Origin of the sequence: Acinetobacter sp. GSS19 (assembly GCF_028621895.1) — a bacterium.
GTDB lineage: Bacteria > Pseudomonadota > Gammaproteobacteria > Pseudomonadales > Moraxellaceae > Acinetobacter.
The window spans coordinates 1,525,933-1,546,924 of the sequence record NZ_CP117520.1 but is presented as its reverse complement, the minus strand read 5'-3'; the positions used below and the strand labels follow the sequence as shown (position 1 = coordinate 1,546,924).

Genomic DNA, 20,992 nt, shown 5'->3' with positions numbered 1-20,992 from the left:
GCTTTTCTTTTGAGCGATTAATGCTCGTGATCATGGTCATGCTTGTGCAGATGAAATTCCTCGTTTTTACGGAAACGCAGATAGTTATCAAACTGCTCGCAGTATTCATCGTAATTGTCTTCGAGCATCATCTGGAATTGCTGAACCAGATAGGCCATCACCTGATCTTTGGCATCCAGCATTTCCTTGCCATCTTTAAAATTGTTGGCAGCCACCCAAGTATTAAAACGTGCAGTTGCAAACAGCATGGCCGCGCTCACTTGTCCACGCAACTCGGCGGGATTCGGCTGCTGTCCGGGTTGAGGACGGCAAAACTCATTGGCCTGTTTGATAAATCCATCAGCACGTTCAAAAAAAACAGCATTGAGCGCTTCTTCTTCAGTGACATCCGTTGCTTCAATTTTTTGAGACATGGCAATTTTCCAACGCAAGAATAAGGCTCTATTATAGGCAAAGCCTTGCAGAAACTGAACCTTTGCCGTAGTCTAAAAATAGCCTAAGTATGTGTGGATGCACCAATGCAAGATGCGATTGCGGTACAAAGCCTGAAAAGTGACATTGCCTTACTGCGACAGAATATCTGGCCTCCCGTGCAGTTGGCGCATGTGGAAGGGTTGCCGATCTATTATGGCCAGAAGCATGAGGTCGATGGTTACTATCGACAGTGGCAGGGACTGATTGAACGGGCTCAGGATCTGTTTCAACCTTTTATGCAAGACGAAGTCCTCGATGCCGTGCATTTACCCAGCCATCTGAATCTGCCGCTGTTTTATTTTCATGTCGATCGCATCCGTATCAATAAAACCCGTGCCAAAGAATCGAAAACCTTTCGTGGTATCGCCAGTCTGCTCGACAAGTGCGGCCAGTTTGAACCGGAACAGGTGCAGGCGATGAGCCAGTGGTTGCACAGTGATGATACGGCTGCATTAGTGGCACATCGTGAATTTATTGATTTGCGCACTTATGTGTTCCAGCATGGGCAGAGTGAGTACACGCGTACCCGGTTTTATGTCAACGGGATTGTGCTGAGTGTGGAGCCACATTTTCAATTGGTGGACGCTCGCGATAAGCCGCGTAAACAGCGCAGTGACAGTTATAGCGATCCCTTGGCGGACAACAATACCTGGAAAGTCTATGGTAAATATCGTGGCTAATCGGTTGGATGCGCCTACTTTAAATCAACCGAATCGAACACACGCATGATTCTGTTGATCCTGTTTCTCAGTGCTTTTGGCGCAGCGACCTTATTGCCATTACAGTCTGAAGCCGTACTGGTTTCAAGCCTGCATTACTCAGGCTATGCACCTTGGCTGCTGATTTTGGTCGCGTCAGTGGGCAACATTCTTGGTTCGACAGTCAACTGGTATCTGGGGCGTTCATTGTTGCATTTTCAGCATAAACGCTGGTTTGCTTTTTCGCCTCAGCAAATTGCTAAGAGCCAAGCGCTGTATGCCAAGTATGGTTCGGGTTTGCTATTGCTGAGTTGGGTACCGGTGATTGGTGATCCTTTGACCTTGATTGCCGGATTTTTAAAAGAATCCTGGTGGCGTTTTCTGATTTTGGTCAGCATTGCCAAAGTATCACGCTATCTGGTGTTGTATCTGGGCTATCGCGGTATTATGGGCTGAAGAGATCCTGAAAGAATGTGCTGATCATCCGTGGATAGTTTTCTCATTTAAATGTGGAAGAAAAACACGCGAATCCTTATAAAATAAACGTAAGAGGAGAGAGCATGAGCCTGATTTTGCTATACTCGCGAGGTCTTTTGTATTTCTGTCGGTAGGCGAGGAATTATGCGCGGTTTATATCTGATCACCAATGATCATCCGATTGATCTGTTACTGGAAAAACTCCAGGCTGCGCTCGCAACCGGCCATGTGGCGATCTTGCAATATCGTCGCAAAAAAGTATCGCTACCCGATCAGCCCGCTGAAATCGAACGCATTCAGCAGCTCTGTCAGCAGTATCAGGTGCCTTTTTTGATTAATGACAACCTGCAACTGGCGGAGCAATTCGGGCTGGGTGTGCATTTGGGACAAACGGATGGCGAAATTTATGAAGCCAGATCCCGTTTGCCAGCAGATGCCATCATTGGGCGAACCTGTGCCAACTCGATTGCACTGGCAGAACAGGCGGTACAGGATGGCGCGAGTTACGTGGCTTTTGGTGCCATCTATGCAACAGCAACCAAGCCTGAAGCGGGTCATATCGGCCTTGAAACGCTAAAAGCTGCCCGTCCACAGTTTGATCTGCCGATTTGTGCGATTGGTGGTCTGACGGTGGAAAATTCCGGGGTGGTTGTGCAAAGTGGTGCGAACCTGTGTGCGGTGATCAGTGATATTCTGGCGTTGCCAACCCCAGAGATTCCTGCACGTGTGCAGGCCTGGGCGAACTTATTTAGCCAAAATTAAGCCAGATTTGATCGTTATTTAGAATTTAAAATCAGTTGAGACTTTCCATGAGTTTATCTGCAAAGCAAGAACAGTTATTTAAACAGGCCAATAAACATATTCCAGGCGGTGTCAATTCTCCTGTACGTGCCTTTAACGGGGTAGGTGGCACACCAGTCTTCATTAAAAAAGCCCAAGGTGCGTATTTGTGGGATGAAGATGACAAACGCTATGTAGATTATGTCGGTTCATGGGGACCGATGATTTTAGGTCATGCCCATCCTGCGATTATCAAGGCGGTACAGGAAGCAGCGCAGGACGGTTTGAGCTTTGGTGCGCCAACGGTTCATGAAACCACATTGGCCGATATTATCTGTGAAATCATGCCGTCGATTGAGCTGGTGCGTATGACCAACTCGGGAACTGAAGCGACCATGACCGCGATCCGTCTGGCGCGTGGTTATACTGGCCGTGACAAGATCGTGAAATTTGAAGGCTGTTACCACGGCCATTCGGATTCTTTACTGGTGAAAGCCGGTTCCGGATTATTGACCAGTGGCGAAGGCGAAGCGACTTCAGCGGGTGTACCGGCTGATTTTGCTAAACACACTCTGACTTTGCCGTATAACGATATTGCAACCTTAAAAGCATGTTTTGCCAAATTCGGCCATGAAATTGCCGGAGTGATTGTTGAGCCTGTGGCGGGCAACATGAACCTGGTGAAACCGGTGGAAGGTTTCCTGCAAGCGATTCGTGAAGTCTGTGATGAATATAAATCCGTGTTTATTATTGATGAAGTGATGACCGGTTTTCGTGTGGCCTTAGGTGGCGCGCAGGCGCATTACAATGTCAAACCGGACTTGACCACTTTGGGCAAGATTATTGGCGCAGGTTTGCCAGTGGGCGCTTTCGGTGGGAAACGCGAAATCATGCAATGCATTGCACCACTCGGTAAGGTGTATCAGGCAGGAACCTTGTCCGGTAACCCGTTGGCGATGCGCGCCGGGATTGAAATGTTTAAGCATTTACGTGCCCCGGGCTTCTATGAAAATCTCTCTGCGCAATTGGAAAAGTTGTTGAGCGGATTACAGGCGGCTGCCGATGAAGCATGCATTCCGTTCAAGACCCAGCAGGCGGGCGCGATGTTTGGTTTGTATTTTACCGATCAAGAGGACATTACCAGCTTTGATTCCATGCTGGCTTGCGATGTGGAAGCATTTAAGGAATTCTTCCATGGCATGTTGCAGCGTGGTGTGAATTTTGCCCCTTCTGCCTTTGAAGCCGGCTTTATCTCCTCTGCCCACAGTGATGAAGATATTGCTTATACCATTCAGGCTGCGCGTGAAACCTTTGCTGAAATGAAATAATCCGGCAGGAAGCAAAAAGCCCAGTCTCTGGGCTTTTTTCGTGTCGACCTAATTGAATTCGCATTGACGATATAGAGATGAAACAATGAAAACCAAAGCCTATTTAACCGAGCAGGATGCTGAGCAATTGCTGCAGTTGGCTGTCGATTACGCCAAACAGAAAAACTGGAATGTCAGTATTGCACTGGTCGATGATTCGGGCTGTCTGCTGGCGATGAAACGTCTAGATGGCGCATCTCCAATGACTGCCAATCTAGCGGTAGAAAAGGCACGCTGTTCAGCACTCAGCCGGATTCCTTCACAAGTGTTGGAAAGCCTGATTCAAAAAGGCCAGATCGGGTTTGTCACCATGCAAAGCTTCTCGGGAATGCTGGAAGGTGGTGAACCGATTCTTTATCAAGGTCAAGTCATCGGTGCTTTTGGTGTTTCAGGCGTTAAATCCTATGAAGATGCTGAAATTGCCCAAGTTGCGATTGCACAGTTTTTGGCGGCTCAAGATTAAGCGAAAGCAAGGTGCTGATCTGGTGGATTTATTTTATCTGATCAGTTCTAAGATAAAAATTCGAGTGCTTTTGCCGCGCGAGGAAATTTTGCCAAGGGTCAGTTGTCCGACCTGAATGTATTGTCTGTTGATTACTGCTGTTTGGAATGACCATGTTGTATGCCTTACCTAAAAAAATCCAGCTCACACCCAGTCAGGCCAAATGGTCGATTCAGTCCTCCCGTAGTGTATTGATCCTGCTGAATCTAAACGCATTGGAACAGTTATCAGGCTGGGCTGAAAGCGATTTGGCGGTGCATCTGCAGCGTCTGCTGAAAAAAGCCCAGGCGCTGGAAATCCCTGTACTTTCGATTAACAGTGACCAGCCAGAAAAAGAACTGATGGCGTTGGGGCAATATTTAGCTGCTGACAGTCAACTGGTCTTGGCCGGCCAGATGGATGGCTTGTTTAATCAGGTGTTAAGACATGTGCATAGTGTGACAGAGCAGGTCTGTGTGGTGGATGACGCAGTTTTGGCCAGTAGCGTCGAGCAGCATATCCAGTGGATTGATTCGATGAGTCAGCAACAGATTCATCATATGAATACTTATAGTCTGACTCGTCTCTGGTCCCTGAGTGCACCTGCTGAACAGATTCTATCCGAAAAGGGCATTTTGTTGGCCGTGGCGGAACAGCTGGATTTACACCCGATGGAAATAGATCTAGCGACTGATTTACGTGAGTATGGTCTAGACTCAGTGGCCATGGTAACTCTGATTGGCCTATGGCGTGCCAACGGAGCGAATATTAGCTATGAGGATTTTTTGCAGCGTCCAAACTTGCAGGCGTTACTGCAACAATTGCCATTGCATCCGCAGCGTTAAAGTCGAGTCATGCTTTTTGGTGAAAAGCAGAAAAACTTGAGCAGATTTGCTGATTTTGCATTGTAATTCTGGGCTAAGATTTTTATTATTGCCGGCTCGTTTTCGAAATCACCTTTGGAATAGAACATTGCCTAATTTTCTAACCGAACACCTGATTCATCGTGATGAAGACTTTATGGTGATCCATAAACCCTCTGGTATCCTCAGCGTGCCCGGCAAAGGTGAAGACCTGCAAGACAGTGTGTTAACCCGTCTTGTCGCTTTAGAACCCAAAACCTTATTAATTCATCGTCTGGATCGGGATACCTCAGGTATTCTGGTTTTTGGTCTCACCCGTTTGGGACAGAACCGAATTTCCCGCCAGTTTCAGGAACGCCAGACCGAGAAAACCTACCACGCTCTGGTGGCGGGGCATTTGACCGGTGAAGGAACCATCGATGTTCCTGTGGTCTATGATCCGACACGGCCCCCCCTGCATATCGCGGATCCGACCGCAGCGAAACCGGCATTGACCCATTGGCAGGCAATTGAGCATTTTACTCTGCACGATCAGCCAGTCACCCGTGTCAAGCTGACGCCGATTACCGGACGCTCGCATCAGTTGCGTGTGCATATGCAGTATTTAGGTCATCCGATTGTAGGAGATACCTTGTATGCTCAGCCTGAGCAGCAGGAATTGACGCCCCGTTTATGTTTACATGCGGAACAGTTAAGTTTCGCACATCCTCAGAGCGATGAAATGCTGAACTTTTACTGTGCAGCGCCGTTTTAATGTAACAACCATTTTATGATGACTGAATCTACTCACTTTTCATGAGTGGTTGTGTCAAAATAGAATGCTGAAAAAAGACTACACCGTGCAACGTGTACGTACCGTCTGAATGATCAGATGTAGTCCTAACTTAAGATAAAGGTGGAAAAATTGCAGCAATTTGCTATTGGTCAGCGTTGGCTATCAGATACAGAAACGGAACTCGGTCTAGGGGTTCTTATTGATGTGGATGAGCGTTCCATCAGCATTTTATTCCCCAAAAGTGATGAAACCCGGGTCTATGCCCGCAATAATGCACCTTTATCGCGAATTATCTTTAACCCGCAAGATGAAGTCCACGATCAGGAAGGCAACCTGTGGATGGTCGAGTCACTCGAAGAGCAGCAGGGCGTGGTCCGTTATCATGTGGTGCGTACACTTGAAGATGGTGAACAGGAACGTAAGGCCCTGAATGAAACCCGGATTGGCGCACAAATCCAGTTATCCAAACCGCTCGACCGTCTGTTGGCCAGCCAGATCGATTATAAAGAATGGTATGACCTGCGTATTGAGGCCATGCAAATGCAGGCCCAGATGCAGACCAGTCCGTTACGCGGTCTGGTTGGACCACGCGTCGGTTTGATTCCGCATCAGCTGTATATCGCGCATGAAGTGGGTAAGCGTTTTGCACCGCGTGTGCTTTTGGCCGATGAAGTTGGCTTGGGTAAAACCATTGAAGCGGGTCTGATCATTCACCAGCAACTGAAAACCGGCCGTGCTGAACGCGTACTGATTTTGGTACCGGATTCACTGCAATATCAGTGGATGATTGAAATGCGTCGCCGTTTCAATCTGCAGTTCTCGATTTTTGATTTGGTGCGTACCGCAGCCATTAAGGAACACGATCCGGAACAGAATCCGTTCCTGACCGAGCAATGTATCCTGGCCAGTGTCGATCTGATGATTGACCATGAGGACTTGCGTGAGCAGGCCGTTGAAGCCGGCTTTGATCTGCTGGTGGTGGATGAAGCGCATCACTTGATGTGGAACGAAGAGGACGGTGGCAATGACCGCTATGACCTGGTAGAAGAGTTGGCTCAACTGACTCCGGGTGTATTGTTACTGACTGCAACTCCAGAGCAGCTCGGGGTGGAAAGTCATTTTGCCCGTCTACGTTTGCTCGATCCGCAACGTTTTAGCTCGTTAGACCGCTTCCTGGATGAAGAAGAACAATACCAACACACGGCAAAAATTGCTGAAGTGTTGATGTCTGACCAGCCTCTGAGCGAACAGCATTTGGCAGCTTTGGAAGGTTTGTTGGGTCATCGTATTGAAGACCAGCCAGAACAGCGTTTCCGTGCGATTCATGAATTGTTGGATCGTCATGGAACAGGCCGTATCCTGTTCCGTAATACCCGTGAAGCGATTCAGGGATTCCCGGGGCGTGACTGTCAGCCTGCGCCACTGCCGGCGCCAGAAAACTGGTCGAAAGACGGCAAAATGCGCGAGCAGATGTGGCCAGAAGAATCGCAGCTTGATGGCTCATGGATGCAGACTGATCCGCGTGTGCCATGGCTAATGGACATCCTGCGCAAAGAACTCAAGCATAAAAAAGTCTTGTTGATTGCCCGTAGTGGACCTGTAGTGGAAGCATTGGAAAATGCCTTGCGCTTGCATGCCGGTATCCGTACTGCCATGTTCCATGAAGGCATGAGTCTGTTGGAACGTGATCAGGCGGCTGCATACTTTGCAGAAGAAAGTTATGGTGCACAAATCCTGCTCTGTTCTGAAATTGGTTCAGAAGGGCGTAACTTCCAGTTTGCTTCGGATCTGATCCTGTTTGATTTACCTGCCAATCCAGATGTGCTCGAGCAGCGTATTGGCCGTCTGGACCGTATTGGTCAGCAAAACCGTATCCAGATTCATGTGCCTTATCTGATTGGAACTGCGCAAGAACGCATGTTCCGCTGGTACAACGAAGCTTTGAACATTTTCAGTAATATTTCACCAACGGCGCAGACCTTGCAGGAAAACTTTATTGTCGATCTGAAAGACTGTCTGTTGTCTGATCAAGGTCAGGTGTTTGAAGATTTACTGGAAGAAGTGAATACTCAGCGTCAGGCACTTGAAGTCGAACTGCAGGCTGGACGTGACCGTTTGCTCGAATACAACTCATGCCGTCCTGTGGTAGCGCAAGAAATTGTGCAGGCACTGGAAGATTATGATGACAACACCCTGTTGCCGATGTTTGTTAAACGCTTCATGGCCGCCACCAATATCGATTTTGATGAGCAAAGCAATGGTACGGTAATCATCAAGCCGACCGACCAGATGCAGGTGCAAGGTCTGACGCTGGATGAAGAAGGCATGACTGCGACCTTTTATCGTGATCAGGCTCAGATTCGTGAAGATGCACAATATCTCACCCTTGAGCATCCATTTATCGAAAGCGTCATGGAAATGATGCAAACCCAGGCCTTTGGCAGTACCAATGTTGCACTGCTCAAATCCAATGCCTTGAAACAAGGGACCGTGCTGCTTGAAGTCTGGTTTAAGGTTGATGTGATCGCACCGAGAGCCTTGAATCTACCGGCCAGCTTGCCACAACAGTTGATTCGTGTCTTGCTCAGTGAAAATGGTCAGGATCTCTCTGCTAAAATCGATCCAACCATTTTGAAACCGTACTTGCATCATTTAGATGGCAATAGCTGCCGTCAGGTGGTAAAAGCACGCCGAGAAGTGATCGAACAACGATATACACAGGCACTGGAAATTGCACGCGGTTCATTGGATGGTCTGAAACAGCAGGCGAAAGAGATCTATGGCAGCAAGTGGCAATATGAAATCGATCGTTTGAACTATCTGAAACAGTTCAACCCGAGCATTCGTCAGGATGAAATTGACCGTTTACAAAAGCTGCAACAAGAAGGTCTGAGCCTGTTAAACGGTTTAGCCGTGACACCGGAAGCCATTCAGGTTCTGGTGGTGGTTAAACCATAATACTGCAGAGCATAAAAAAGCGCCTTCGGGCGCTTTTTGTTATCGCGTTTAAGCGTTTGGTTCCTCATGTAAATGACGTGCGCCTTCCAGAATCATGCGGATCATCATCATGGTTTGTTCTGCCACGACTCGACGTTCATTTTGATCCAGATCAATCACTTTGGCACCCATATGGAAGACCAGTTGGGTAATGGCTTTGGCAGCCAGTTCTGGACGATACAGTTTATTGTTGTGCAGTTGCTCCAAGCGAACCAAATCTTCTTGTAATTCTTGCTGAAAAAAATTCAGTTGGCGTTCCACTGCCTGTTTGTAGGAGGAAGAGCCTGTATACCCTTCACGCAGCAATAAACTCAGGTTGCCTTCATCAGCATCCAGTTGTTGCAGGAAAATTTCCACCGAACTGCGAATAATGCTGTTCTGTTTAGTCGCTTCCAAACGTGCTTCACGAATAATTTGACGCAGAACAATGCCGGCACGATCGATCAGGGCAATAGCCAGTTCATCAACATCTTTGAAATGGCGATAAAAACTATTGGGTGCAATGCCGGCTTCACGTGCAACTTCACGCAGGCTGAGTGAAGCGATACTTTTTTCTGGACCAATCAGGTTCAATGCCGCCTGAAACAATTCTTCTTTCGTGATCGTGGCTTTACGGCCCACACTGCGTGTAGGCATTTTCTCAAGGACATTCAGGTTGTCTTGAGCACGAGTATCAATGCTGTTGTGAACGGTAGAAGAGGACGGCATAGTTTTCCATGATTTGGACATCTCTTCGGATTATAGCCACAACACTGCAGCTTGGGAAATGTAATAAATTGCACGAATGTATATACAAATATATATACACATGTATAATAATTAAAAATCATCAGAGTTCAGATGTCATGCAAGCTCTACAAAAACGAAAATCTCCCCTGAATATCCTTGCGGAAGCGGTTTTCGATCCGAATGCAGCAAATTTTTGGTTGCAAAAGATCAACCCTATGTGGTCCGTTCAACAAGCCTTGGGCCAAATTACACAGAAAGAAACCACTGCCAACGGGATTGTCAGTCTGACATTACGTTGCAATCGTCACTTTGTGATGGGGCAGGCAGGGCAGCATCATCCGGTTTTTGTTGAGATCAAAGGCCGTCGTTATGAGCGGACGTATAGTCTGACTCGCATTGACGCTGAACATGTCATGCTTACCGTGAAAAAAGTTGAGCAGGGGCTAGTCAGCACCTGGCTGGTTGAGCAGGCACAAGTGGGCGACGTCATTGAATTCGGTCAGCCTTATGGTGACATGCAGCTTCCACAACAAATACAACCGTTGTTGTTACTCGCAGCCGGTAGCGGGATTACCCCAATGTTGAGCTTGCTTACAGCCTTGCTTGAACAGGATAAGGCCGAGCAAACACCGGTACAATTGTGGTACTGGGTGAAAACCCATCAGGATGTTGCGTTTAAAGCACGTTTTGAACAAATGGCAGACCAGCATCCTCAGTTTCAGTTCAAAGTATTCTATACCCAGGATGTTGAAGCGGATCAGCGCTTAAATGCCCGTCATCTTGAAGACCTGCAACAGCTTGATCAGCTGACTGTTTATGCTTGTGGTCCGTCTGGATTCGTCTCGACAGCAGAGCAATTGTTTACTGGTGCAGCACAGTTCAAAGGTGAAGCTTTTAGTCTGACCCAGTTGGCTTCAGATGAAACTGGTTTCGTCAATATTACCCTGAGTAAATCCAACAAGACTGTGGCTATTCCAAAAGGCCAGTCTATCCTGGTGGGCTTGGAACAAGCCAACCTGAACCCAGAATATGGTTGCCGTATGGGAATCTGCCATAAATGCGTCTGTAACAAGGTGCAAGGTGCAACGAAAAACTTAGTCAATGGTGCACAAAGTACAGAGCCAGGTGATGCGCTCAAATTGTGTGTAAACGCAGCCCAGTCTGACCTTGTGATTGATCTTTAAGAGTATTGTTCTATGAATATGCCAGCGAATATTGCATCAAAAGTTGCATCTAAAATCCAATATTTTAAAAACCCGAAAAACCGTGAATTAAGCAAAACCGAACTGGATGAACTCGCTAAAGAGCTTGATGCCATCAAGCAAGAAGTTCTGGATGATTTGGGTGAACAAGATGCTAAGTACATCCGCAAGATCTATTCAGCAGTGCGTTATACCGGGATTGCCGGCCGTGCTTTGCTTTTTGCAGGCTGGTTCCCACCAGCGTGGGTGTTAGGTACAGGCTTGTTGGGCGTGTCTAAAATTCTAGAAAACATGGAATTAGGCCATAACGTTATGCACGGCCAGTATGACTGGATGAACGATCCAAAATTCAAGGGTCAAACTTTTGAATGGGACATCGTGGGGACTGCAGACAACTGGCGTCAAACCCATAACTACAAACATCATACCTATACCAATATTAAAGGTATGGATGATGATATCGGTTATGGTTTGCTACGCTTATTCCCAGAACAACGCTGGAAACCAGGTTACTTGTTACAACCGATTTATAGTGTCCCATTCTGCTTGCTGTTCCAGTGGGGCGTTGCGATTCAGAACCTGGAAATTGGTAAAGTATGGATGGGCCGCAAAACCAAGCAGGAACTGAAAGAAGAATGGAAACCTTTACAGAAGAAAATTGGCAAACAGCTGTTTAAAGATTATGTTTTCTTCCCGTTAATTGCTGGTCCGGCTGCATTACCTGTGTTTCTAGGCAACCTGGCAGCGAATGGTATTCGTAATGTATGGACCTTTAGTGTGATTTTCTGCGGTCACTTTACTAAAGATGTGGAAGTGTTCCCGAAAACCGTTCTACAAGACGAAAGCCGTGGTCACTGGTATATGCGCCAGATTCGTGGTTCCTCAAACTTAACGGGTTCAGAGCTGTTCCATATCATGACAGGTCACTTGAGCCATCAGATTGAGCATCACCTTTATCCAGATATTCCAGCACGTCGTTACCGTAAAATGGCACCAAAAGTTGAAGCCGTATGTAAAAAATATGGTTTGAACTATAACAATGCCAGCCTGGTTAAACAGTATGGACAGGTGATTGGTCGTATTTTCAAATACGCGTTGCCTTTTAACAAATAAGACTGAATAAACCCAAAATAAAAACCCCCAAATAGTGACCTATTTGGGGGTTTTTCATTATCTAGTGATGAATTCAAGATAGATCTTAGAGGCTTGAGCATTGCTCGGCTTTGTTGCCCAGAATCTCGTTTTGCTGACCTTGCGGATTTTGTAAGTTATTGGAGCAGGTCATATTGCCTTGAATGGTATTTTGACTGACCTGGATCTGTGCTTTGTTATTTTCTAAAGCTAAATTTCCAAGAATAAGATTGTTTATTAAATCTACACGATGTCCGTTTTCTAGTTGAATATTACCATTAAAACGACTGCTTTTAGCAGACACGTGGTCAAAGGTATCATGTGATTCCAGATTGCCTTTAATGGTGACCTGATTTAAATGCAACGAGGCTTGGTTCTCCAGTAAAACATTGCCCGTAACCGTCACTTTTTCCAAAGAACAGTTCTTTTTGACCTGAATATTACTATAAATAGTGCGATTTTTGATGGATCCTTCACATTGTAGATCTGCTGCCCACAAGGGAAGACTACAGCCAGCGATGAGACTAAATAACAGTATTTTCTTCATTGAGGTCGTCCTACATGTTGTTATTCTTATCATTTGCTTCATTAATGTACTGTGAACTAATTCATTTTCACAATATCCGAGATGTAAAGATTTATAAAGTAAAACTTCATAGTGCTTTAGTGGGAGTCAAGAGGATGAGTAAACTCACCCTCTTCATCTGACTTATTTTAATTGAATACTGCCATTTGCATTGACGCTGATTTTTGATTCACCTGCACTCATGTCTTGTACAGGCATGGCCTCTGCACTCGCCAATTTACTCATGCTGCTACGTACCATTGGCTGTGGAAAATAGTTGTTGGTGTTGAGATTGAGGTTAACCAAAGTGTACTGATTTTTGTTCCAAGCCTTACTGACGGCTTGTGCACGCTGTTGAAAGTTTTTCGAAGCTTCGATCATCAATTCGTTTTCAACAGTTTTTCGTTGCTGGTCAGATACACTAAAGCTAATCGATTCAGTCTGGAAATTCTGCTGTAATTCACTGATGAGCTGACTGGCAGCTTTAAAATCCTGACTATTGATCTGGATTTCTGCACGACCCCGCCATTCTTTCAGTTTACGGTTATCCGTATCATAAATCGGGTAAGTGCTCTGCGAACCCGTTTTTACTTTCACCTGAGGATATTTGCGTGCAGTCTGTATTGCTTGAGACATTAATTGGTTCATCTGAGCAGCAAATTCGGCAGGCTGTCGGTTGGATTTTTCAATAAACAGAATGGCTTGCATTTCGTCATTAGACACCTCACGTGAGGCCTCAGCTTGTAGATTGATAATTTGATAATTCAGACTTTCTACGGGTTGAGCTTGCACATGGGCAAGTACTGAACTGCTCAGTAAAACGCTAGATAAGATAAAACGACGCATATTGTTAACCTTGTTTGTTGATTCTTAAGAAATTGTTGGCTGTTGTGTAAGATAATAATTCTACTCTATGAGTCTATTAGGTAGATTTTGTCTTTAAATTGTAATGAAGGGTAGTTTGCTTGGGCAGGTTTTCTATAAAAAAACAATAAATATCAATCGATTAATTTTGATGAAAGAGGATGATGCTACGAGGTAGAAACATGTGGAATAAATCGTATAAAAATTAAAGTTTTCTTTGGCTTGTCACATAGTATGATGATAATTCAATCTAATAATGAGATTGATAAAGTTTTTCCATGAATCTAGCTCGGTAAACTGCACAAAATACGTTTATTTTCTTTGAAAATTAGGTATCATCGCGCTCCTAGTTATAAGATATATAACACTGTTGTGTCTTCACTAGATTCTAACAAGCACCGAGTCAAAGGACCACAAGTCACCAGACTTATTTCTTTTACCCTTATCAGAGATGGTAATCCGATATGAGCGTTACTTCTGTAAACCCTGCCACCAATTCCACTAACGAATACTACTTGACTCGCCAAAGTCAAATGGAATCGAATGTGCGTAGCTATCCGCGTAAATTACCGCTAGCAATTGCACAAGCACATGGTTGCTGGGTTACTGATGTTGAAGGTACAAAGTACCTTGATTGTTTAGCTGGGGCAGGGACATTGGCTTTAGGTCATAACCATCCTGCGGTGATCAAAAGTATCCAGGATACCCTTGCAAGTGGTCTTCCTTTGCACACTTTGGACTTAACTACTCCATTAAAAGATGCATTTACAGAAGCTTTACTTTCTCACTTGCCAGGTGGTAAAGAAGAATATTGCTTACAGTTCTGTGGACCTTCTGGTGCCGATGCGACTGAAGCTGCGATCAAGCTTGCGAAAACGTATACAGGCCGCAGTTCAGTGATCAGTTTTTCTGGTGGCTACCATGGTATGACCCATGGCTCTTTGGCCATGACAGGTAACCTGAGTGCTAAAAATGCAGTTAATGGCTTGATGCCAGGCGTACAGTTCATGCCATATCCGCATGAATATCGTTGCCCGTTAGGTTTAGGTGGTGAAGCAGGTGTTGACGCTTTAACTTACTACTTTGAACAGTTTATTGAAGATGTAGAAAGCGGTGTGACAAAACCGGCTGCCGTGATTCTTGAAGCAATTCAAGGTGAAGGCGGTGTGGTTATTGCACCAACAAAATGGTTGCAAAAAATCCGTGAAGTGACTGAAAAACACAACATCGTGTTAATTCTAGACGAAGTTCAAGCTGGCTTTGCCCGTTCAGGTAAAATGTTTGCTTTTGAACATGCTGGTATTGAGCCGGATGTTGTGGTGATGTCTAAAGCCGTTGGTGGTAGCTTGCCACTTGCGGTACTCGGTATCAAACGTAAATTTGATGCATGGCAACCTGCAGGTCACACGGGTACTTTCCGTGGTAACCAGTTAGCGATGGGTACAGGTCTAGCTTCACTGCAAGTGATCAAAGAGCAAAACCTTGCACAAAATGCACAAGAACGCGGTGATTTCCTGCAAGCAGAAATGAAAAAACTTGCTGCTGAATTCCCATGTATTGGTCATGTTCGTGGTCGTGGTTTGATGCTTGGTATTGAAATCGTTGATGAACGCCAGCAACCAAATCATATTGGTGCTTATCCTGCGGATGCACAATTGGCTGCTGCGATTCAAACAGCGTGTTTCAACAACCAGTTGTTGCTGGAAAAAGGTGGTCGTAACGGTACAGTGATCCGTCTACTTTGCCCGTTGATCATTACTCAAGACGAATGTGTTGAAGTGATCGCTCGCTTCAAGAAAGCCGTTGCTGAAGCATTGAAAGCGGTACGAGGCTAATCATGGTTGATTTTGCAGAACATCGTAAAGCGTTACTCTGCAATGATGCGCAGTCTATTGCTGACTATGAGTCAGCAATGGCTGAAGCAACGCACGCAGTTGCAGCATGGTTGCAAAACGACAAAATGTATACGGGTGGTAGCATCAAGGAATTGCGTAAAGCAATTGCTTTCCACCCGTCAAGAGAAGGTTTAGGTGTCCATAAAGCGCTTGAACGTATGGTTGAGCTTTTCCTGAATAAAAGCTTGAAAGTTCACCATCCTCACTCATTGGCTCATTTGCACTGCCCAACCATGGTGACCAGCCAGATTGCAGAAGTGTTGATCAATGCCACGAACCAGTCGATGGACTCTTGGGATCAAAGTCCTGCAGGTTCATTGATGGAAGTGCAGCTGATTGACTGGCTCCGCCAAAAAGTTGGTTATGGTTCAGGCCAGGCAGGTGTGTTCACCTCAGGTGGTACTCAATCTAACCTGATGGGTGTGTTACTGGCACGAGATGCATGTATTTCCAAGAACTGGAAAGACGAAAACGGTAACCCATGGTCGGTACAACGTGACGGTATCCCTGCAGAGGCGATGCGTAACGTTAAAGTGATCTGCTCGGAGAACGCACACTTCTCGGTACAAAAGAACATGGCCATGATGGGCATGGGCTTCCAGTCTGTTGTGACTGTACCGGTCAACGAAAATGCTCAAATGGATGTGGATGCCCTGGAAAAAACCATGGCGCATTTACAGGCAGAAGGCAAAATCGTGGCGTGTGTTGTTGCAACTGCGGGGACAACCGATGCCGGTGCGATTGATCCATTGAAGCAGATCCGTGAGATCACCAATAAGTATGGCGCATGGATGCATATCGATGCTGCTTGGGGTGGTGCACTGATCCTGTCTAATGAATACCGTGGCATGCTGGATGGGATCGAATTGTCCGATTCGATTACGCTGGACTTCCACAAGCATTATTTCCAGACGATTTCGTGCGGTGCTTTCTTGCTGAAAGATGAAGCGAACTATCGTTTCATGCACTACGAAGCAGAATATCTGAACTCTGCATACGACGAAGAGCATGGTGTACCAAACTTGGTCTCTAAATCGTTGCAAACGACTCGCCGTTTTGATGCATTGAAACTTTGGATGACCGTTGAAGCCCTGGGTGAAGAGCTCTATGGCTCTATGATTGACCATGGTGTGAAACTGACACGTGAAGTCGCGGATTACATCAAGCAAACTCAAGGCTTGGAGTTGCTGGTTGAGCCGCAATTTGCATCTGTGCTGTTCCGTGTGGTGCCAGAAGGCTATCCTGCTGAGTTCCTTGATACCTTAAACCAGAACGTTGCAGATGAGCTGTTTGCGCGTGGTGAAGCCAATATTGGTGTAACCAAGGTAGGTCAGGTTCAGTCATTGAAAATGACTACCCTCAGCCCGGTGGCGACACTTGACAATGTTAAAGCGTTGTTGACTCAGGTTCTGGCAGAAGCAGACCGTATTAAAGATGCGATTGCAACTGGAACGTATGTGCCGCCAATCGATTAATTTCGATATTTCTGCACTGAAAAATCTGTAGTATCTAGAAACGGTCACCTTGGTGGCCGTTTTTATTGTCTCAATTTTGCATTTAAAAAAATATTACAAACAATGTGATCATTTTCACAAAGAAATATTTTGTGTTACATATTGAAAATTAAAGAATTTTAATAAAATCAAAGATAAGACTATAAAAATCATCAAAGCGTCATCAAGTTGTCACTTAATTGTCATATTTTAAAATCAAAATGCACCTATCGAAAATGTACAGCGCACTACAAAAAAGTGACGTACAGCAAACTACATTCACATTAAAGAGAGAAGAGCATGCGCTTCAGCCCACGTCAAATCGCAATCGCTTTAGCTGTATCAGGTGCCACTATTGCTACTGCAGCTAACGCAGCACGTGACACTATCCAGATCGCTGGTTCATCAACTGTACTTCCATACGCAAGTATCGTTGCTGAAGAATTCGGTAATACTTTCCCACAATTCAAAACACCAGTTGTTGGTTCTGGTGGTTCTTCAGCTGGTTTAAAACAGTTCTGTCAAGGTGTTGGTGACAATACTATCGACGTTGCGAACGCTTCTCGTAAAATTAAAGATACAGAATTAGCTGCTTGTAAAAAAGCCGGTGTAACTAAAGTACACGAAATCAAAATCGGTTATGACGGTATTGTATTTGCTTCAAACTCGCATAAAGCTGCTTTTAAATTGAAGCCATACCATGTATTTGCTGCATTATCTGCGCAATTGCCATCTAAAGGTAAATTGGTTGCTAACCCATATACGCGTTGGAACCAGATTGATAAATCACTTCCAAACGAACCAATCACTTTGGTAATCCCAGCATCTAACCACGGTACACGTGAAGTGTTCCAAGAGAAAATGGTTGAAGCAGGTTGTGAAGCGTACGAATACTTCAAAAACCTAGACAAAGATGCACAGAAAAAAGCATGTTCTACTTTCCGTAAAGACGGTCGCGTAATTGAAATCGCGGGTGACTATACTGAAACTCTAGCACGTTTGAAAACTTCTCCAAGCGCTGTAGGTGTATTCGGTCTAGGCTTCTATGATCAAAACCGTGACAAATTGCGTGTTGCAACTGTAAACAACGTTGTACCAAGCGAAGCAACGATACTTTCAGGTAAGTACCCTGTATCTCGTCCACTTTACTTCTATGTAAAAGGCGACCACTTGAAATCAATCAAAGGTTTACCACAATACGTAGAATACTTCCTGAACAAGAAAGTATCTGGTAAAGGTTCTAAATTGGATCGCGCTGGCTTGATCTCAATGAGCGATGCAGAACGTGCAAAAGTTCTTGCAGCGTTCAAAGCAGGTAAAACTGTAAACTAAGTTTAAACAAATCAGAGCTGATGCTAGAGAAACTCTAGCATCGGCTTTTTTTGCTAAATCGAGGTTTTTTCAAAGAATGAAAATTGAAAAAACAGTGGAGAATACATGAATCTGCTACTAATTGGCGTATTATTGGCTCTTGTAGCCATTGCGTATCAGATTGGGCTTCGTAAGAGCCGTACTCTAGCAGGTCAGGGAAATAACTCGGCTTCTTTGCATTCACGTCCTGGTTACTATGGGGCATTGGTTGCATTGTGGTGTGGCATCCCTGCTTTTTTAATTTTGATTGTTTGGGGTCTTGCTGAACCGACCATTCTTCGTCACCTGGTTCTAACCAATCTGCCTGCAGCTGTTGCAGCAGGGATGGATCAGGCAGCAGTTGAAGTGCTTATGGATCGCGTACAGTCGATTGCATCAGGATTTGGTGTAAGTGATCAACCTGCCGCTTATGAAGTTGCTGCAGCACAACAACTGGCGAAAATGCAAAGTATCAGTGCATACGCTAAATTAGCTGTCATTATTAGTGTTGCCTTGGCTGGTTTGGTCTGGGCGAAAAAACATGTGAGCCAGCAATATCGTGCACGTAACCAGGTGGAACGTGTCATTAATGTTGCCTTGGCTTTGTGTTCAGGCGTTGCCATCTTGACCACCGTGGGCATTGTGATGTCAATGTTCGGTGAAGCAATGCATTTCTTCCGCTTTGTCAGCCCTGTTGATTTCTTCTTTGGAACTGAATGGAACCCGGGTTTCAGTACTTCAGGTAATGCCGAAGGAAGCTACGGTTTACTTCCACTGTTGTGGGGTACATTGATGGTGAGCGGGATCGCCTTACTGGTGGCGGTACCGATCGGTTTGATGATCGCGATTTATCTTGCAGAATACGCTTCTGCGCGTTTGCGTTCTTGGGCTAAACCAACCATTGAAGTGCTTGCAGGTATTCCAACGATTGTATATGGCGTATTCGCCATGATGGTCATTGGCCCATTCTTTAAAATGCTCGGTGATAGTGTCGGTCTGGAAATCAATGCAACAAGTGCACTGACCGCTGGTTTCGTAATGGGCATCATGATTATCCCATTCGTTTCATCTTTATCAGATGACATTATTACTCAGGTACCTCGTGCACTCCGTGATGGTTCTTTGGGACTCGGCGCAACCAAATCGGAAACGATTCGTCAGGTGGTTTTACCTGCTGCCTTACCAGGGATTACTGGTGCGTTCCTGCTTGCTGTATCTCGTGCAGTGGGTGAAACCATGATCGTGGTTCTTGCTGCGGGTAACAGTCCATTACTGCATGCAAACCCATTTGAAGCCGTTTCAACCGTGACTGTAACCATTGTGAAACAGCTAACAGGTGATACTGACTTCTCTAGTCCACAAGCATTGGTGGCATTTGCATTGGGTCTTACGTTATTCGTGATTACCCTAGGTTTGAACATCATCGCACTTTACATCGTGCGTAAATACCGCGAGCAATACGAATGAGTACATCCAATACATCTCTTCTGGACCAAAATGCCGCTCAGTTACGTGAAGAGCGTAAAGACAAGATCACGAAATCTTTGGCTAAGCGTCACCGCAAAGAGAAGACTTTCCGTTTATTTGGTCTTTCCGCTGTCGTGGTGGGCTTGTTTTTCGTAGCGCTATTATTTGGTAGCATCATGTCAAAAGGCTTGCCTGCATTCTGGCAAGCGAGCATCACGATTCCGGTATATTTCGATCCTGATCTGATTGATGCTGGCCCACAGCCGGCCAAGAATGCCAATGAAAACCCAGCACAATACCAAGCGCGTTATGTCGAATGGCAAACCAAGATGGGTATGGTGGATTGGGATGCACTGATTGTGAATGGCATGATTGCAAAAGATCCAACGCTTGAAGCTCGTCGTGATTATCTCAACAGCATTTATACCAGTTCTGAAGCGTATCGTTTACGTGACATGGTGATGGCAGACCCTGCGTTAATTGGTCAAAAGAAAGAAATGACTTTTCTTGCAGATGCCAACGTTGATGTCTGGATGAGCGGTAAAATTGACCGTAGCTTGCCAGATGATCAACAACAGCTTGATGCAGATACTCGTAAGCTAGTTGATGATCTGGAAGCAAAAGGAATTTTGGAAAGCAAGTTCAACACCAATATCTTTACTAATCCAGATTCACGCAGTTCGCCAGCAACTTCAGGTATGGCAGGTGCATTCATGGGCTCATTGTTCATGATGTTGATCGTTATCCTGATTTCAATTCCAATTGGTGTTGCGAGTGCGATTTATCTTGAAGAATTTGCACCAAAAAATATCTGGACTGATATTATTGAAGTGAACATCAATAACCTTGCTGCTGTTCCATCGATTGTCTTTGGTTTGCTAGGTGCTGCGATCTTCATTGGCTGGATGCATTTGCCTTTGTCTGCACCCGTGGTGGGTGGTCTAGTGTTAAGTTTATTAACGCTTCCAACGGTGATCATTACTACACGTGCATCGCTAAAAGCTGTACCTCCTTCGATCCGTCAGGCGGCTTTGGGGCTTGGTGCATCTAAAGTACAAACGGTTTTCCATCATGTCTTGCCATTAGCACTTCCAGGCATCATGACGGGTGCGATTATCGGTGTTGCACATGCATTGGGCGAAACTGCGCCACTGCTATTGATTGGTATGAGTGCCTTCGTTGCCAGCATTCCTGCGACTCCAATGGATCAGGCAACTGCTTTACCAGTACAAGTCTACTTATGGCAGGGTAACGAGCTACGTAACTTCTTTGAAGGTCGTACTGCTGCAGCGATTATTGTACTTCTTGCCTTGATGATCGGACTAAACAGTCTAGCCATCTGGCTACGTAAAAAATTCGAAGTGCGTTGGTAATTGAGGCCACA

At 45.5% G+C, this 20,992-nt stretch carries 19 protein-coding genes; 15 read left to right on the top strand and 4 right to left on the bottom strand.

The window, feature by feature from the left end:
- Nucleotides 1–17: 17 nt before the first annotated feature.
- On the bottom strand, nucleotides 18–413 hold the full coding sequence (locus tag PGW99_RS07440) for a DUF3144 domain-containing protein (RefSeq protein WP_273776990.1): 396 nt from the start codon (nucleotides 411–413) through the stop codon (nucleotides 18–20).
- Between the two features lie 105 nt (nucleotides 414–518).
- Between PGW99_RS07440 and PGW99_RS07435 the strand changes: the two genes are divergently transcribed.
- From PGW99_RS07435 to rapA, 8 genes are all read left to right on the top strand, one after another.
- Nucleotides 519–1,154, top strand: coding sequence for a hypothetical protein (locus PGW99_RS07435; RefSeq protein ID WP_273776989.1), 636 nt, complete (start codon nucleotides 519–521; stop codon nucleotides 1,152–1,154).
- Nucleotides 1,155–1,199: 45 nt separating this feature from the next.
- Nucleotides 1,200–1,628 (top strand): YqaA family protein, encoded by a 429-nt coding sequence (locus PGW99_RS07430; RefSeq protein WP_273776988.1) that lies wholly within the window; start codon nucleotides 1,200–1,202, stop codon nucleotides 1,626–1,628.
- A gap of 165 nt (nucleotides 1,629–1,793) precedes the next feature.
- Nucleotides 1,794–2,411: a thiamine phosphate synthase gene (thiE, locus tag PGW99_RS07425; protein WP_273776986.1), complete on the top strand. Its 618-nt coding sequence runs from the start codon at nucleotides 1,794–1,796 to the stop codon at nucleotides 2,409–2,411.
- 47 nt (nucleotides 2,412–2,458) lie between these two features.
- Complete coding sequence (hemL, locus tag PGW99_RS07420) at nucleotides 2,459–3,757, top strand: glutamate-1-semialdehyde 2,1-aminomutase (protein WP_273776985.1); 1,299 nt, start codon at nucleotides 2,459–2,461, stop codon at nucleotides 3,755–3,757.
- Between the two features lie 85 nt (nucleotides 3,758–3,842).
- The gene (locus PGW99_RS07415) at nucleotides 3,843–4,259 is read left to right on the top strand and encodes a GlcG/HbpS family heme-binding protein (RefSeq protein ID WP_273776984.1); all 417 of its coding nucleotides are present in this window, start codon (nucleotides 3,843–3,845) and stop codon (nucleotides 4,257–4,259) included.
- 152 nt (nucleotides 4,260–4,411) lie between these two features.
- A complete protein-coding gene (locus PGW99_RS07410) occupies nucleotides 4,412–5,122 on the top strand; it encodes a phosphopantetheine-binding protein (RefSeq protein WP_273776983.1) in 711 nt (236 codons plus the stop codon).
- A 127-nt stretch (nucleotides 5,123–5,249) separates the two neighbouring features.
- The gene (locus tag PGW99_RS07405; protein ID WP_273776982.1) at nucleotides 5,250–5,894 is read left to right on the top strand and encodes an RluA family pseudouridine synthase; all 645 of its coding nucleotides are present in this window, start codon (nucleotides 5,250–5,252) and stop codon (nucleotides 5,892–5,894) included.
- 141 nt (nucleotides 5,895–6,035) lie between these two features.
- Nucleotides 6,036–8,873 carry an RNA polymerase-associated protein RapA gene (gene rapA, locus PGW99_RS07400; protein WP_273776980.1) on the top strand — a complete coding sequence of 946 codons (2,838 nt, stop codon included), beginning with the start codon at nucleotides 6,036–6,038 and terminating at the stop codon, nucleotides 8,871–8,873.
- 48 nt (nucleotides 8,874–8,921) lie between these two features.
- Here the strand turns inward: rapA and fabR are convergent, their stop codons facing one another.
- On the bottom strand, nucleotides 8,922–9,620 hold the full coding sequence (gene fabR / locus PGW99_RS07395; RefSeq protein ID WP_273776978.1) for an HTH-type transcriptional repressor FabR: 699 nt from the start codon (nucleotides 9,618–9,620) through the stop codon (nucleotides 8,922–8,924).
- Between the two features lie 137 nt (nucleotides 9,621–9,757).
- Between fabR and PGW99_RS07390 the strand changes: the two genes are divergently transcribed.
- Complete coding sequence (locus tag PGW99_RS07390; protein WP_273776977.1) at nucleotides 9,758–10,825, top strand: ferredoxin reductase; 1,068 nt, start codon at nucleotides 9,758–9,760, stop codon at nucleotides 10,823–10,825.
- A gap of 12 nt (nucleotides 10,826–10,837) precedes the next feature.
- Nucleotides 10,838–11,956 (top strand): fatty acid desaturase family protein, encoded by a 1,119-nt coding sequence (locus PGW99_RS07385; protein ID WP_443098189.1) that lies wholly within the window; start codon nucleotides 10,838–10,840, stop codon nucleotides 11,954–11,956.
- Nucleotides 11,957–12,041: 85 nt separating this feature from the next.
- Here PGW99_RS07385 and PGW99_RS07380 read toward each other — a convergent pair whose 3' ends face one another.
- Both PGW99_RS07380 and PGW99_RS07375 read right to left on the bottom strand, forming a co-directional pair.
- Nucleotides 12,042–12,521 (bottom strand): hypothetical protein, encoded by a 480-nt coding sequence (locus tag PGW99_RS07380; protein WP_273776975.1) that lies wholly within the window; start codon nucleotides 12,519–12,521, stop codon nucleotides 12,042–12,044.
- A 162-nt stretch (nucleotides 12,522–12,683) separates the two neighbouring features.
- The gene (locus tag PGW99_RS07375; protein ID WP_273776973.1) at nucleotides 12,684–13,385 is read right to left on the bottom strand and encodes an SIMPL domain-containing protein; all 702 of its coding nucleotides are present in this window, start codon (nucleotides 13,383–13,385) and stop codon (nucleotides 12,684–12,686) included.
- Between the two features lie 482 nt (nucleotides 13,386–13,867).
- On the opposite strand from PGW99_RS07375, the gene PGW99_RS07370 reads away from it, so the two are divergent.
- From PGW99_RS07370 to pstA, 5 genes are all read left to right on the top strand, one after another.
- On the top strand, nucleotides 13,868–15,238 hold the full coding sequence (locus PGW99_RS07370) for a diaminobutyrate--2-oxoglutarate transaminase (RefSeq protein WP_273776970.1): 1,371 nt from the start codon (nucleotides 13,868–13,870) through the stop codon (nucleotides 15,236–15,238).
- Nucleotides 15,239–15,240: 2 nt separating this feature from the next.
- The gene (locus PGW99_RS07365; protein ID WP_273776968.1) at nucleotides 15,241–16,773 is read left to right on the top strand and encodes a pyridoxal phosphate-dependent decarboxylase family protein; all 1,533 of its coding nucleotides are present in this window, start codon (nucleotides 15,241–15,243) and stop codon (nucleotides 16,771–16,773) included.
- A 318-nt stretch (nucleotides 16,774–17,091) separates the two neighbouring features.
- A complete protein-coding gene (locus PGW99_RS07360; protein ID WP_273776966.1) occupies nucleotides 17,092–18,123 on the top strand; it encodes a substrate-binding domain-containing protein in 1,032 nt (343 codons plus the stop codon).
- Nucleotides 18,124–18,228: 105 nt separating this feature from the next.
- Nucleotides 18,229–19,608 (top strand): phosphate ABC transporter permease subunit PstC, encoded by a 1,380-nt coding sequence (gene pstC / locus PGW99_RS07355; protein WP_273776963.1) that lies wholly within the window; start codon nucleotides 18,229–18,231, stop codon nucleotides 19,606–19,608.
- Nucleotides 19,605–20,981, top strand: coding sequence for a phosphate ABC transporter permease PstA (gene pstA, locus PGW99_RS07350; protein WP_273776961.1), 1,377 nt, complete (start codon nucleotides 19,605–19,607; stop codon nucleotides 20,979–20,981). Before pstC ends, pstA begins: the two co-directional genes overlap by 4 nt.
- Nucleotides 20,982–20,992: the final 11 nt, after the last annotated feature.